At 76.5% G+C, this 15061-nt stretch carries 9 protein-coding genes; 5 read left to right on the plus strand and 4 right to left on the minus strand.

Features of this window, described 5'->3' with window-relative positions; genetic code table 11:
- The first annotated feature begins 42 nt into the window (after positions 1 to 42).
- Complete coding sequence (locus tag QSK00_RS13715) at positions 43 to 345, plus strand: hypothetical protein (RefSeq protein WP_285591550.1); 303 nt, start codon at positions 43 to 45, stop codon at positions 343 to 345.
- Positions 346 to 348: 3 nt separating this feature from the next.
- Here the strand turns inward: QSK00_RS13715 and QSK00_RS13720 are convergent, their stop codons facing one another.
- Entirely contained in the window at positions 349 to 1407 is a 1059-nt protein-coding gene (locus tag QSK00_RS13720; protein ID WP_285591552.1) for a LacI family DNA-binding transcriptional regulator, read from the minus strand.
- A 301-nt stretch (positions 1408 to 1708) separates the two neighbouring features.
- Between QSK00_RS13720 and QSK00_RS13725 the strand changes: the two genes are divergently transcribed.
- The 3 genes from QSK00_RS13725 to QSK00_RS13735 all read left to right on the plus strand — a co-directional run bounded on the left by QSK00_RS13725 (position 1709) and on the right by QSK00_RS13735 (position 8460).
- Entirely contained in the window at positions 1709 to 4606 is a 2898-nt protein-coding gene (locus QSK00_RS13725) for an ATP-binding protein (protein ID WP_285591554.1), read from the plus strand.
- A gap of 345 nt (positions 4607 to 4951) precedes the next feature.
- Positions 4952 to 7888, plus strand: coding sequence for a helix-turn-helix transcriptional regulator (locus QSK00_RS13730; protein ID WP_285591556.1), 2937 nt, complete (start codon positions 4952 to 4954; stop codon positions 7886 to 7888).
- On the plus strand, positions 7885 to 8460 hold the full coding sequence (locus tag QSK00_RS13735; protein WP_285591558.1) for an NUDIX domain-containing protein: 576 nt from the start codon (positions 7885 to 7887) through the stop codon (positions 8458 to 8460). Before QSK00_RS13730 ends, QSK00_RS13735 begins: the two co-directional genes overlap by 4 nt.
- A 62-nt stretch (positions 8461 to 8522) precedes the next feature.
- Here the strand turns inward: QSK00_RS13735 and QSK00_RS13740 are convergent, their stop codons facing one another.
- From QSK00_RS13740 to QSK00_RS13750, 3 genes are read right to left on the minus strand one after another with little or no spacing between them, the layout of a single operon-like run.
- Positions 8523 to 9947, minus strand: coding sequence for a glycosyltransferase (locus QSK00_RS13740; RefSeq protein ID WP_285591560.1), 1425 nt, complete (start codon positions 9945 to 9947; stop codon positions 8523 to 8525).
- A gap of 49 nt (positions 9948 to 9996) precedes the next feature.
- Complete coding sequence (locus tag QSK00_RS13745; protein WP_285591563.1) at positions 9997 to 11835, minus strand: ABC transporter ATP-binding protein; 1839 nt, start codon at positions 11833 to 11835, stop codon at positions 9997 to 9999.
- Complete coding sequence (locus QSK00_RS13750) at positions 11832 to 13625, minus strand: ABC transporter ATP-binding protein (protein WP_285591565.1); 1794 nt, start codon at positions 13623 to 13625, stop codon at positions 11832 to 11834. The genes QSK00_RS13745 and QSK00_RS13750 overlap by 4 nt, the downstream gene beginning before the upstream one ends.
- Before the next feature lie 281 nt (positions 13626 to 13906).
- Here QSK00_RS13750 and QSK00_RS13755 point away from each other — a divergent pair, with 281 nt between their 5' ends.
- The gene (locus QSK00_RS13755) at positions 13907 to 14938 is read left to right on the plus strand and encodes a GDP-mannose 4,6-dehydratase (protein WP_285591567.1); all 1032 of its coding nucleotides are present in this window, start codon (positions 13907 to 13909) and stop codon (positions 14936 to 14938) included.
- Positions 14939 to 15061: the final 123 nt, after the last annotated feature.

Genomic DNA, 15061 nt, shown 5'->3' on the forward strand with positions numbered 1-15061 from the left:
CCCGACGCCGGGGGCCGGAGTCGATGCGCGTACCGTCACACCATGCTCGCGGAGCTCCTCGGCCGTCTCGCCGGCCGGATCACGTGGCCCCCGCCGGACACCGACCGGAACCGCTTCCTGTTCCGGCTCACGTTCCCGCTGGCCGCGCTCGCCGCCGTGTACGTGCTGACCTTCGCGCTGGTGAGCAACGGCTGGCTGCCCTACCTGGTGGCGGTGATCCTGCTGGTGGTCACCGGCGTCAGCGGGATCGGCCTGCTCCTGATGCGCGCGCACCGCCAGGAGGTGGCGCGCGCCGAGGCGGCCGAGCTCGCGCGGGTCGAGGGCCGCTCGCCCGCGACCCCCTAGCCGTCACGACGTCCAGCGCCCGGTCGTCGCGGGGGTGCCGGCGACCTCCGGGGTCGGGGAGCACCCGCACGACGCGCGCAGGACGAGGGCCGGCGGCAGGCGCAGCGCCTCCGGCGTCGCGTCCGGTCGCGCGCGTCGGCGCTGGAGCAGCCGGATGGCCTCGGTGGCGATGCGGTCGAAGGGCTGGGCCATGACCGTGAGCCGGGGTTCGAACAGGTCCGCCCACGCGAAGTCGTCGAAGGCGACCAGCGCGAGGTCCGCCGGGACCCGGACCCCGGCGTCCCGCACGGCCCGCATGACCCCGATGGTCATGCTGTTGTTCCCGACGACGACGGCCGTCGGCGGTCGCGGCGCGGCCAGCAGCGCCGCCATGGCGGCCCGGGCGGGCTCGGTCGCCGACTCCCCGGAGACCTCCAGGGCGGGGTCCCGCTCGATCCCCGCCTCCGTGAGCGCGCGGACGAACCCGGCGCGGCGCTCCTCGGTCGTGGAGAGGCCCGGCAGGCCCGCGACCAGCGCGATGCGCGTGTGGCCGTGCTCCACGAGGTGGCGGCACAGCGTGGCCGTGGCCTCGAGGCACTCGCTGCCGATCTGGTCGAGCCCCGCGGCGGGCCCCTCCTCGGCGAACCGGTCGAGCAGCACCGTCGGGACCTCGTGCTGCGCGAGGTAGCCCAGCGCGGCCTCGGGCTGCGCCGACGGCGCGAGGACGATGCCGTCGACCCGGTGGTGGTGCAGGCGCGTGACGACCGTGTGCTCGTACTCCGGGTCCTCGTGCGGGTCCACGACGAGCAGGGTGTAGCCGTCGGCCGCCGCCGCGGACTCGGCCGCCGAGAGCAGGTCGCCGAAGTAGGGGTTCGTCAGCGCGGAGAGGACCAGCCCGAGCGTCATCGTGCGGCGGGTGGCCAGGGAGCGCGCGACCGTGTTCGGGGTGTAGCTCGTCTCGTCCACGGCCGCGAGGACCGCGGCGCGCGTCTCCGCGCGGACCGAGCGCGTGTTGTTCAGGACGTGCGAGACGGTGGCCGTGGAGACCCCCGCCCGGCGTGCGACATCCGCGATCGTCACCATCCGTGATCCTCCGACGGGTCGTCCGGCGAACTCGGCAACGCCCGTCGGGCACGGGGTGCGTGTAACCCGGCCGCTGCTGCACCGGGAACCCTAGTGAAGCGGGGACTGGGGATTGTCCCAGTTCGTCCGAACCTCCGCCGGGACGCAGGGGCCGCCTGGCACGGTGGTCCTGCCCCTACGGACACCGCGTCCGTGATCACTTGCCGGGTCGTCGCGCCGCTGTCGATACTGCCTCCGACCCGGGGGGAGACGTCGATGGTGGCGGCCGGCGGCGTCCGAGGTCCCTGACCGCGTCGAGGAGGTGGACCCCGTCGACGCCGACGACGTGCAGACCGACGAGCAGGCGGACGGGCGCGACGGCGTCCCCGCGGGGACGGGCCCCGGCGGCCCGCTGCTCGAGCGCGACCACGAGCTGGCGGTGCTGGACGAGGTCACGGACCGGCTCCCGGCGGGCCGTAGCGCGGTGGTGGCGATCGCCGGGCCCCCGGGGGTCGGCAAGACGCGCCTGCTCTCGGTGGTGCGGGAGCGGGCGGCGGCGGCCGGGGCCGTCGTGCTGCACGCCGCCGGCGAGGAGCTGGCGGAGGCCCGGGCGCCGTTCGAGGTGGCGCGTGCCCTGCTCGGCCCGACCCTGCGGGCGGCGGACCCCGCACACCGCGAGGCGCTGCTCGCCGGGGCCGCCCGCCACGCCGCGGCGGTGCTGGAGGAGGACCCGGAGGGTCAGGACCGCGGATCGGCGTCGGGCGGAGCCGCGGTGCACGGCCTCTACTGGTACACGGTGGCGCTCTCCGACTCCGCCCCGCTCGTGCTGATCGTCGACGACCTGCAGTGGGCCGACGACCCGTCCACCCGCTGGCTGCTCCACCTCGTGCACCGCCTCGAGGACCTGCCGGTGCTCGTCGTCGTGGTGGTCCGGACGGGGGAGGAGGGCAGCGACGTGCTCGCCGAGGTCGCCGAGGCCCCCCGCTGCCGCGTCCTGCGTCCGGCCGCGCTGTCCGCCGACGGGGTCGCCGAGCTCGCGGGCGACCTGCTCGGCGGGACCCCGGACGAGGCGCTGGTCGACGCCTGCGTCGAGGTGGCCGCGGGCAACCCCCTGCTCACCGTCGACCTGCTCGAGCGCGTGGCCGCAGCACCCGAGCACGTGGCGGGCCCGGCCGCGGCGGTGCGGGCGCGCGCGGTGGAGGTGTTCGACGACCGGGTCTTCGCCACCCTGGACCGCCAGACCGCGCCGGCGACGGCGCTCGTCGAGGCGGTCGCCGTGCTCGGCGAGGACGCGGACGCGGAGACCTCGGCCCTGGTCGCGGGGCTCGACGGCGCCGAGCGGGACCGGCTCGCGGCGTCCCTCGTCGCCGCGGGCCTGCTGAGCCCGGCGCAGTGGCGGTGCCGCCACCCCCTCGTGCGGGCGGCGGTCGTCGAGCGCATGTCGGCCGCCGACCGGGAGCGCGGGCACGCGCGGGCGGCCCGGGTGCTCGACTCGCTCGCCCGTCCGCTCGACCGGGTCGCCGCGCACCTGCTCGCCGCCGGCCCGCCCCCGGACGAGGCCACCGTCGACGCCCTGGCGGGGGCCGGGCGACGGGCCATGGCCCGGGGGGCGCCCGCCGAGGCCGAGCGGTTCCTGCGCAGCGCCCTCGAGGGACCGACGTCCCGCCGGGCCCGGGTCGGCCTGCTCACCGACCTCGGGGTGGCCGAGCGCCTGCGCTCGCCCGAGGAGGCCCGGGAGCACCTCGCCGAGGCGCTCGGGCTCATCGACTCGCCCCGTGAGCGGGCCGCCACCGTGCTCCACCTCGTCCCGCTGCTCAGCGGCCAGGACGCCGCGGGCCTCGCCGTGCTGCTGGGCGAGGTGCGCGACGAGCTCGCCGACGCCGTCGACGGCCCCGAGGACGTCGAGCTGGTCGCGCGCCTGCGGGCGCTGCACCTCTACTGCTCCTCCGAGCACCGCGATCACGTCCACCGGCTCTGGACGTGGTTGGACGCCACCGACCCCGGGACCCTGGGGGCGGGCGCGGGCAGCGGTGCGCAGCTCGGTGTGCACGTCTACTTCGCGGCCGCCGGACTGCGGGGCGACGCCCGCACGCTCGCCGACCTGGCCCGGCGCTCGCTGCACGGCGAGATGGCCCAGCACGAGCTGTTCCAGCCCATCTCGATGGGCGTGCTCGCCATCCTGGCGTGGGCCGAGCAGGAGGACGAGCTGGCCCCTCGCTACGACGCGGTGCTCGAGCTCGCCCGGGCCCGGCACTGGCCGATGGTCTACGCCTTCGTGTGCGGGGTGCGATCGGCCTCGGCGTTCCGCAACGGGCGGATCCCCGAGGCCCTCGCGGACGCGCGGACCGCGTCGGAGCTGCGCCGCCCGAGCCTCAACGACGAGGTGCGCATGATGCTGGCGCCGGTCGCGGCCGCCCCGCTCGTCGAGCTCGGCGAGGTCGACGAGGCCGCCGCGATGCTGTGGGCGCCGTTCCCGGCCACGAGCGAGAACTCGTGGCGGTGGAGCTGGGTGCTCGAGGGGCGGGCCCGCGTGCACGCCGCCCGGGGCGAGCGGCGGGCCGCGCTGGCCGCCCTGCGGGCCGCGGGCGAGCACCTGCACCGCTTCGGCATCGTCAACCCGGCCGCCATGCCCTGGCAGGGGGCCGCGGCGTTGCTCGCCCACGAGCTCGGCGAGGAGGCCGAGGCGCTGGCGGCGGCGGAGGAGCACCTGCGGCTCGCGCGGCGGTGGGGGACCCACGGGCACGTCGGGGCGGCGCTGCGGGTGCTCGGCGTGGTGCGGGGCGGCCGGGCCGGGCACGAGCTGCTCGAGCAGGCCGTGGCCGACCTGGAGCGCTCGCCGAAGGCCCTGGAGGCGGCCCGGGCCGTGGTCGACCTGGGGATGTCGCACCACCGTCTCGGCCGGGTGCGCGAGGCCCGGGCCGTGCTGCGCCGCGGCCTGGACCTGGCCGACGCGTGCGGCTCGGTCCTGCTCGCGCGCCGCGCCCGGCAGGAGCTGGTCGCCGCGGGCGGGCGGCCCCGGCGCAACCGGCAGTCCGGGCCGGAGGCCCTCACGCCGTCCGAGGCCGACGTCGCCCGCTTCGCCGCGCGGGGGCTGTCGAACCGCGACATCGCGCAGGCCCTGTTCGTCACGCAGCGCACCGTCGAGCTGCACCTGACGAACTGCTACCGCAAGCTCCACATCGACGGGCGCACGCAGCTCGCGGGGAGCCTCGACGGGTGATCGGCCCGCGAGGTGTGGGGAAAAGCCCGGATCCGTCGTGGTGCCCTGGGTCCCGGTGTCGGCGGTCCGGCCGGCACCGGCGGCCGGTCCGGCCGCGGACGCCCCCCGGGAGGACCGTCGATGGCACGCCCGCCCCGCACGGGACGCCCGGGCCCGTCCCGGCAGGGACGGTCCCCGACCGGACGACACGTGTCGTTTTCCCCGTCGTCGCCCCAGGACGGTGTTCCACTCCTAGACTCACCGGTCCGGGCAGGCGGGGGCGGGCCGGCACCCGCCGCGGTCGGCGCCGGTTGCGAACCCGGCGGTCGGACGGTGCGGTCCGCGTGCCCCGACGGACGGAGGCCCGTGCTCCAGGAACGTGACGAGCAGCTCGGCGTGATCGCCCGACTCGTCGAGCGGGCGCGGACCGGGGTCGGGGCGGTCGTCGGCGTCACCGGACCGGTCGGGGTCGGGCGGACGGCGGTGCTCGTCGCCGCGGGGGCGGCCGCGGAGCGGGCCGGGGCGACGGTGCTCCGGGCCCGCGGCACGCCGATCGAGCGCGGGTTCACGCTCGGGCTCGCGCGCCAGATCGCCGAGTCGGTGCCCGCCGACTGCGGCCGCGAGGAACTCGCCCTGCTCGACGAGCTCGTCTCGGACCTCGCCGGGGCCGACCTCGAGCATCCGGACGCCGCGACGACCGCCCGCCTCCAGCGGGCGTTCGCCGTCCTGCTGGAACGGATCCGCGCCCCGGCCCGGGAGAACCCCGTCGTCCTGGTGGTCGACGACCACCAGTGGAGCGATCCCGCCTCCCGGTACTGGCTCGCGCACCTCGCGCGGCGCATCGACCGGCTCGGCGTCGTGGTGCTCGCGGCGGTGCTCGACGGCGACGGCGGGGCACCGGGCTGGTCGGCGAGCGCCCTGCACGCCGACGCCGTCACGCTCCCGCTCGCCGGCCTGACGGCGGCCTCGGTCGCGGCCGTGGTGACCGAGCGGTTCGGGGTGGCGGGGGACGAGGCGTTCCTGGCGGCGTTGCGCGAGGCGGGGGGCCGGACCCCGGCCGCGCTCCACGCCCTGCTCGACGAGGTGGTGGCCGCCGGCGGACGCCCCGACGCCGGGCAGGCCGTGTTGGTCCGCACCGCACGTCCGAGCCTGCTGCGCGAGCGGCTCCTGCGCACCGTGCGGGCGCAACCGCCCTCGACCCGCCGCTTCCTCGCGGCGCTCGGGGTCTTCGACCGGCCCGTCGGGCCCGAGCTGCTCGCCCGGCTCGCGGATCTCGACGACGCCGACCGGGCCGCGGCCCAGGACTCCGCCCGCCGCCTCGGCCTGGTGGTCGAGGACCCGTCCCCCCGGCCGGCCGAGCAGGTCCGGGAGGCCGTCGAGGGCCTGCTCGGGGCCGGCGAGCGCCGGGAGCTGCAGCTGCGGGCCGCGGAGCTCGGCCGGGACGGCGCCCTCGGGGTGGAGCAGGTGGCCGGTCACCTCATGGCGGCGACCCGCCACGGGACCTCGTCCGCCGACGTCGGGTGGGCGTCGGGGGTGCTGCGCGCGGCGGCGGTGGCGGCGGCGCGTCGGGCCGGGGCGCCGGAGGCGGTGGTGCCGCTGCGGCACGCGCTCATCGCGCTGCCGCTGCCCGACCAGGAGCGCGCCGAGGTCCTGGTGGAGCTGGCGACGCTCGAGCGGGACCTCGACATGGGGATCGCGCTGCGGCGCATCGCGCAGGCCGTGCCGCTGCTGCCGGACGCCGCGGCCCGGGCGGACGCCCTGGTGCGGATCCCCGTGTTCGCCCTGGTCGACCTGCCCGAGAGCCTCGTCGTGAGCATGCGGGACGTGGCCGGGCGGGTCGCCCCTGCCGCGGACGGCCCGGACGGTGCGGCGCGGGAGTCCGCGCTCGCGCTCGAGGCCCGTGTGCGCTTCCTCGACCTCGCCGACCGGGAGGGCCTGGCGGCCGCCGCCGACCGCTACGCCGACCGGCTGCCGCTGCCGCTGGACACGCCGGCCGAGCGCGATCTCGCGACCGTGCTCGTCTGGGCCGCGGCCGTGGCGGGTCGGATCGACGCCGCGCGGGTGGGAGAGCACGTCGGTGACCTGCTGCGCCGGGAGCCGGCCTCGTCGAGCCACGTGCACCGGCCGATCTCGCTGCTCGTGGAGTGCGCGTGCATGGCCGAGAGCTCGCTCGACGACCTCGTCCCGTGGCTGGAGATCGCCGTGGACCAGGCCACCCGGCACGCGCTGCGCTCGAGCGAGGCCGTCATGCGGGCGCAGCTCGCCGCCGTGCTCGTGTGCTCGGGGCGCCGCACCGAGAGCGAGGAACAGCTCCGACGGGCCCAGGCCCTGCTCGGCGAGGGGCTGGTGGACGACCCGCTCCTGCCCGACGTCGTGCTCGCACCGCTGCTGCTAGGGGCGGGGGACACCGACCTCGTCGAGCGCACCCTGCGCCGGGTGCGCCCCGGCGGCCGTCGCTTCGCGCCCTTCGACGCCCTCCTGCAACTGCTCCGGGCCCGCCTCGCGATCGAGGCCGGTGAGCTCGCCGCCGCCCTCGAGTACTGCCTCGACTGCGGACGCCGCCTCGAGCAGGCCGGGCGGCGGGGCGTGGTGCCCCTGCCGTGGCGCTCCTTCGCGGTCGCGGTGGCCCTCCACCTCGGCCAGCGTGAGCAGGCCCGGGCCCTCGCGGAGGCCGACCACGCCGAGTCGCTGCAGTGGGGTGCGCCGCTGGCCGTCGGGCGCAGCCTGCGGCTGCTCGCCGCGACCGGCGAGCCCGCGGCGGCGGGGGAGCTGCTCGAGGCGGCGCTCGACCTGCTGCGGGGCTCCGCCGACCGGAGCGAGCTCGTCGGGGTGCTGCGCGAGCTCGCCGCCCACCGGCGGGAGCACGGCGGGGCCGATCCCGCCCTCGACGAGGAGGCCGACCGGTGCGAGGCGGCCCTCGGCCTGCCGGCGACGTCGCCGCCCCTGCGCCCCGAGCGACCGGACCGGTCCGAACGGGTCGACCCGGCCCGGGGCCCGGCGGGGCCGTCGGCGCCACCGGCGCCGTCGGCACCGGAGGCGGACGGGGTCGACCGGGCCGGGAGGAGCCCGGGGCGGCTCACGCTCTCGGAGCGCCGCGTGGCGGGGCTCGCCGCGAGCGGCATCACCAACCAGGACATCGCCGAGCAGCTGGGGGTGTCGGTGCGTGCGGTGGAGAAGCACCTCACGTCCACCTACCGCAAGCTCGGGCTGCCGGGGCGCGGTGCGCTCATCTCGATGTGGACCGACGCGCGCGGCGACGGCGGCGACCGGTCCGCCGCCCCCCGACCGACCCCCGACCGGTGAGCGCCGACGACGGGGCCGCCGCCGGACCGACCGGCGGCTGGTCCACCCACGGCCGGCGGGTCCGCTACACCTCGCCGTGGATGGCGCTCGAACTGCTCGACGTCGCCACCCCCGACGGCCGCCGCTACGAGCACCACGTCGCGCGGCTGCCCGCCAGTTCCTCGGCGCTGGTCCTCGACGAGCACGACCGGGTGCTGCTGATGTGGAAGTACCGGGTCGTCACCGACCGCTGGGGCCACGAGCTCCCCGGTGGCATGGTCGACCCGGGCGAGGCCCCGGCCGCGGCGGCCGCCCGGGAGTGCGCGGAGGAGACCGGCTGGTGCCCGGTGGGGGAGTCCGAGCAGCTGCTGTCCCTCGAACCGCTGCCCGGTCAGGTCGTGGCGCCCTGCGAGGTGCACCTGTGGCACGGGGCCCGGCCCTCCGGGGCGCCGATCGACCCGGAGGAGACGGGGGAGGTCCTGTGGGTCCCGCTCGACGACGTGCTCGGGCTGGTCACCAAGGGCGCCCTCGCCGGTGCCGCCACGCTCGCGGGCCTGACGACGCTGCTGGCCCGGCGGGCCGCCGGCGTCTGACGGGGCGCGGCGGCCCGGGCCGGCCGGCGGACCGGGGTGGTCAGCCGGTGGTCAGCCGGTGCTCAGCTACCGGCCCCCGCGCGCTCGGCGTCGAGCCCGGCGAGGACGTCGAGCACCAGGTCGGCCGCGGCGTCCAGCCCGCCGGCGGCGCGCTGGAGCTCGCCGAGGACCTCGGCCCGGCGCGCGAACGCCCCGTCGCCCAGGACGCGGCGCAGCTTGGCGGTGACCTCGTCGACGTCGACGCGGTCCGGCCGCGCGACGGCGAGCCCGATGCCGGTGTCCACGGCGCGGACGGCGTGGTCGTACTGGTCGACGTTGGTGGGGCGCACGAGCAGGGGGGTCCCGAAGAAGAGCCCCTCGTGCACGCTGTTGCTGCCGCCGTGGGTGAAGAAGGCGCGGACGTGCGGGTGGGCCAGGACGGCGTGCTGGTCGTGCACCCAGTCGACGACCCGCAGGTTGCGCGGCAGCTCCGCGGCGGGCGGCAGGAACCGCTGCTGGTCGCGGCGCAGGACCCAGAGCACGGCGTGCTCGCCCTCCAACTGCCGCGCGACCTCCACCATCGCCCCGACCTGGGCGGCGGTCATCCGGGTGATCGAGCCGAAGGCCGTGTACACGCAGGAGGGCCGGTCGGCGAGCCACGCGTGGACGTCGGCGTCGCGCTCGTCGCCGGACACCGGCGGCACGAGCGCGCCCACCAGGTGCACCTCCGGCGGGATCGGGAAGGGGTAGTCGACCTCGGCCACGGAGAAGCAGAGGAGGCCGCGGGCCGCCGCGTTCTGCACCGGGACCCGCGCCGTCGACGGGTCGATGCCCAGCTCGCCCATCCGCCGGTGCATCGCCACGGCCGCCCGGAGGATCGTGCGGTCGAGGAACAGCGTGCCGGTGCCCACGCGGAACCACGCGTGCGCGAGGCGCTGCGCGAGGGTGCGTCGCAGGGGCAGGCCCGAGGACGGGCGCGGGAAGCCGCGGGGGAGCCGGTCCTCGACGAGGCTCGAGGGCAGGCAGGGCGCGGTGATGACGTAGGGGATCCCGCGCGTGAGCGCCAGCTGGATCGCGTGGGTCGCGAAGCGGTTGACCACGAGGAGCGCGGGCTGCACGCGGTCCACGACCTCCTCGAGGGCCCGGTAGCGCCCGAACAGGTGCTCGACGTCGAAGAGCTGGCGGGCCCGGGCGCGCAGGCCCCGCACCCGGGAGCGCTGGTGGATCCGCGCGTAGGTCCGGTCGTCGACCATCGTCAGGGCGACGGCGGGGTTGACCTCGCCGAGCGAGGCGAACCGGACCGGGGAGGCGCCGTCGAGCTCGGCCACGGGGGCACGCAGGTTCTCGTCACCGGCGAACCACAGGTCGGGGACGCCGCGGCGGGCGAGCTCCCCGGCCAGCACGATGCTGGTCGTCGCCTCGCCCGTCGAGTGCGTGGCGCAGAACAGGATCGGCGCCCGGCCCCCGCTCGTCGCCGGTTCCCGCTGCGTCCCGACCGTCTGCGCCATGCCCGAATCCGACCACCCCCGGCGTCGGGAAAACCCCAGCACCGGGCGGTCAGGCCGGGGCGTCCGGGCCCGCGTGCAGGCGCGCGTAGTGACCGCCGGCGGCGAGGAGCTCCTCGTGGCCGCCTTGCTCGACGATGCGCCCGGCGTCCATCACGACGATGGTGTCCGCCTCGCGGACGGTGGAGAGCCGGTGGGCGATGACGAGGCTCGTGCGCCCGGCGCGCAGCGCGCCCATGGCGCGGGAGATGAGCAGTTCGGTCCGGGTGTCCACGGCGCTGGTCGCCTCGTCGAGGACGAGCACGGCGGGCCGGGCGAGGAAGGCCCGCGCGACCGTGATCAGCTGCTTCTCCCCGGCGCTCACGCCCGCGGCGTCGTCGTCGAGCACGGTGTCGTAGCCGTCGGGCAGCGCCCGGACGAACCCGTCCACGCAGGTCGCCCGCGCCGCCTCGACGACCTCCGCCCGGGACGCCGACGGCGACCCGTAGGCGATGTTGTCGGCGATCGTGCCGCCGACCAGCCACGTGTCCTGGCCGACCAGCCCGAACTGTCGGCGCAGGTCCGCGCGCGACAGGCTGGTGACGTCGGTGCCGTTGATGAGGATCCGGCCGGAGTCCACGTCGTAGAAGCGCAGGAGCAGGTTGCCGAGCGTGGTCTTCCCGGCGCCGGTCGGACCGACGACCGCGACGGTCGCGCCGGGCGGGACCACCAGCCAGAGCCGTTCGATGAGCGGGACGTCGGGGGCGTACCGGAACGACACGTCCTGGAACTCCACCCGGCCGGTGATGCGCCCGGGACGGACGGGATCGTCCGGGTCGGGGGCCTGCTCCGGCGCGTCGAGCAGCCCGAACACGCGCTGGGCCGACGCGACGCCCGCCTGGAGGCGGCCCGCGACGGACGCGATCTCGACGATCGGCTGGCTGAACTGCCGGGCGTAGAGGATGAAGGCCTGGACGTCGCCGAGGGTGAGGGTGCCCGCGAGGACCTTCCACGCGCCGACGACGGCGACGGCGAGGTAGCCCAGGTTCGCCACGAACATCATCACCGGTTCCATGGCGCCGGACACGAACTGGGCCGCGGAGCCGGCGCGGGTGACGGCGGCGTTGTGGGCGGCGAACTCCCGCTCGACGGCGTCCCGCCGATGGTGGGAGCGCACGAGGGCGTGCGCCGTGCAGACCTGCTCGACGTGCCCGGCGAGCGCACCCCCGGCCGTGTACTGGGCGGCGAACGAGGGCTGGGCCCGCCGTGCCAGCAGGGCGGCCAGGGCCGCGGCCACCGGCAGGCTCGCGAGCATCACCCCGGCCAGCAGGGGCGAGATCCACAGCATCAGCCCCAGCATCACCAGCACCGAGAACGTCGAGGTGACGAGCTCGGCCAGGGACTGCTGCAGGGTCTGCTGGAGGTTGTCGACGTCGGTGGTGGTGCGGCCCAGCACGTCGCCCGTCGCGTGCCGGTCGAAGTGCCGGACCGGGAGCCGCGCGAGCTTGGCGCGCGCGTCCGCCCGCAGCCGGTGCACGACCTGCCAGACCGCCGAGGCGACCAGCCGGCCCTGCCCGAGCATCAGTCCCGAGGCGGCCACGTACACCGCGAGCAGGACGCCGAGCAGGCGGCCGATCGCGGCGAAGTCGACGCCCGCGCCCGGGGGACCGGTCACGCCGGCGACGATGATGTCGGTGATGCGCCCGAGCAGCAGCGGGCCGACGGCGTTCAGGGCGGTCCCGCCCAGGCCGGCGAGCAGGGCGAGCAGGGCGGCGCCGCGGTGGGGGCGCAGCAGGCCGACGAGCCGCCGGACGGCGGTCCCCGCCGGCAGGTCGGGCTCGGTGGCGCGGTCGGGCTCGGTGGCGCGGTCGGGCTCGGTGGCGCGGTCGGGGTCCCGGGCGGTCGCCGTCATCGGCCGACCTCCTCCATCGCGTCCTCGGCCGCGTCCTCCACGGCGTGCTCGACCGTGTCCTCGACGGGGTCCTCCACCGCCTGCGAGCGGGCGATCTCCCGGTAGGTCCCGCTCGTGGCGAGCAGCGTCCGGTGGGTGCCCGTGGCGACCACCCGCCCGGCGTCCAGGACCACGATCCGGTCCGCGTCCCGGGCGGCCGCGATCCGCTGCGCCACGAGGAGCACGGTGGCGCCGGCGGTGCGCTCGGCGACGGCCGCCCGCACCTCGCGCTCGGTGACCTGGTCGAGGGCCGAGAAGCAGTCGTCGAACAGGTAGACCGCGGGGCGGCGCAGCAGCGTTCGCGCGAGGCAGAGCCGCTGCCGCTGACCGCCCGAGACGTTGCGCCCGCCCTGCGCGAGCGGCGCGTCCAGCCCCCCGGGCATCTGCGCGACGAACTCGTCCGCGCGGGCGACCCGCAGGGCCTCCCACAGCTCGGCGTCGTCGGCGTCGGGGTGTCCGAAGCGCAGTGCCTCCGCCACCGTCCCGCTGAACAGGAAGGGCCGTTGGGGGACGACCCCGACCGTCGCGGCCAGCAGGGCGGGGTCGAGGTCGCGCAGGTCCGTGCCGCCGACGAGGACCTCGCCGGCCGTCGGGTCGCTCGCCCGGACCAGGAGGTCGACCAGGGTGCTCTTGCCGCTGCCGGTGCCGCCGAGGACCGCCACCCGCTCGCCGGGCTCCAGCAGCAGGTCGAGGTCGTGCAGCACCGCGCGCTCCGCGCCGGGGTAGCGGAACTCGACCCCGCGCAGCTCCACCCGGCCCGGGCGGGTCCGCAGCCCGACCGGCGCGGCCGGCGGCCGGGCGCCCGGCTCGCAGTCGAGGATCTCCTGGATGCGGCCCGCGCAGACCCGGGCACGCGGCACGGCCAGCAGCACGAAGGCGAGCATCACCACCGACATGAGGATCAGTGCGAGGTAGCTCAGCAGGGCGCTCAGGGTGCCGACCGGGGTGGCGCCGGCGGCGATGCGGTGCGCCCCGACCCAGAGCAGCGCCACGGTCGCCAGGTTGAGGATGAGCAGGACCAGCGGGAGCATCGAGGCGATCAGCCGCCCGGCCCGCCGGGAGAGGTCCAGGAAGTCGTCGTTGCGGTCGGCGAAGCGGGCGATCTCCCGGTCGTCGCTGACGAACGAGCGCAGCACCCGCACCCCGGAGATCGCCTCCCGCAGCAGCACCCCCAGCCGGTCGAGGGCCACCTGCATCCGCCCGTAGACCGCGGCCATCCGCGCCAGGAGCAGCCCGAACCCGACCGCGACCACCAGCACCATCGCGACCAGCAGCGCGGCCATCGGTACGTCCAGCGAGAGCGCGAGCACGACGCTGCCGAGACACATCAGCGGGGCCGAGACCAGCACCCCGAGCCCCGAGCGGGCGAGGTTCTGCACCTGGGTCACGTCGTTCACGGTGCGGGCGACGAGCGAGGCGGTGCCGAAGCGGGCGACCTCGCGCCCGGAGAGGTCCAGGACCCGGGAGAACACCGCGGCCCGCAGGTCCCGCCCCATGCCGGTCGAGACGTGGGCGGCGAGTCCGGCCGCGACCAGGGCGGCGACGACCTGGACCACGGCCACCGCGACCATCACCGCGCCGAGCGTCGCGATCCGGTCGCCGTCGCGGCGCAGAACGCCGTCGTCGATCACGGCCGCACCCAGGGTCGGCAGCGCGAGCGTCCCCGCGATCTGCACCGCCTGGAGCACCACCAGGACGCCGACGGCCGGCAGCCAGCCGCGCAGCCGGTCCTTCGCGAGTCGTACCAGCACCGCTCCGCCCTCGCCCCGGTCGTCTCGTGTCGTGTCGTCGACGCTTCGTCGGCCCGGGCATCCGAACGCATCGCGCACCGAGAAATCCCCAGTCCCCGACGGAATGCGCCGCGCATTCCGCGAGGCACTCGGGATTTCCTCGGCAACGGTGCGGTCTCGTTGACATCGCGTTCGCGGCGTTGCGAGCGTCCTGCTCCGTCGAGGAGCGCGGAGCACACCTTCCGCCGGCGCCGCCCGGACCGGGCGCGGACGCCACACCGTCGTCGAAGAGGGGAATCCCCATGTCGAAGCGCGCTCTGGTGACCGGTGTCACCGGCCAGGACGGCTCCTACCTGGCCGAGCACCTGCTCGGGCAGGGTTACCAGGTCTGGGGCCTGATCCGGGGTCAGGCCAACCCCCGCAAGTCCCGGGTCAGCCGGCTCGCGTCGGAGCTGGACTTCGTCGACGGCGACCTGATGGACCAGGCCAGCCTGGTCGCCGCCGTGGACTCCGTGCAGCCCGACGAGGTCTACAACCTCGGGGCGATCTCCTTCGTCCCGCTGTCGTGGCCGCAGGCCGAACTGGTCACCGAGGTCAACGGCATGGGCGTGCTGCGCATGCTCGAGGCGATCCGGATGGTCTCGGGGCTGAGCACGTCCCGCACGGCCGCGCCGGACGGGCAGATCCGCTTCTACCAGGCGTCGTCGTCGGAGATGTTCGGCAAGGCCGCCGAGACCCCGCAGCGCGAGACGACGCTGTTCCACCCCCGCAGCCCGTACGGGGCCGCCAAGGCCTACGGCCACTACATCACGCGGAACTACCGCGAGTCGTTCGGGATGTACGCGGTCTCGGGGATGCTGTTCAACCACGAGTCCCCGCGCCGCGGGCAGGAGTTCGTCACCCGCAAGATCTCCCTCGCGGTCGCGCGGATCAAGCTGGGCCTGCAGCAGGAGCTGGCGCTGGGCAACCTCGACGCCGTCCGCGACTGGGGCTACGCCGGGGACTACGTCCGCGCGATGCACCTCATGCTCCAGCAGGAGGAGTCCGACGACTACGTCATCGGCACCGGGCAGATGCACTCGGTGCGCGACGCCGTCGCGATCGCCTTCGACCACGTCGGGCTCGACTGGCGCGACCACGTCGTCGTGGCCCCGGAGCTCGTCCGGCCGGCCGAGGTCGAGGTCCTGTGCGCCGACAGCGCCCGCGCGCAGGTCCGGCTGGGGTGGAAGCCCGAGGTCGAGTTCCCCGAGCTCATGCACATGATGGTCGACGCCGACCTGGAGCAGGTCGCCCGGGAGACCCGGATGGGCGAGCTGCTCGCCGGCACCTGGTAGCCCCGCCGCACGGGCATCGATTCCAAGGAATTCCCGCCGGGAGCGCCTCGACACTCCACGTCGAGGGTGCGGTGACCGACCGCGCCCGCGCCGCCCTCGGCCGCCGAGACGGGTTGGGACGAG

The organism is Actinomycetospora sp. NBRC 106378, assembly GCF_030269685.1.
In the GTDB taxonomy this organism is placed as follows: Bacteria; Actinomycetota; Actinomycetes; order Mycobacteriales; family Pseudonocardiaceae; genus Actinomycetospora.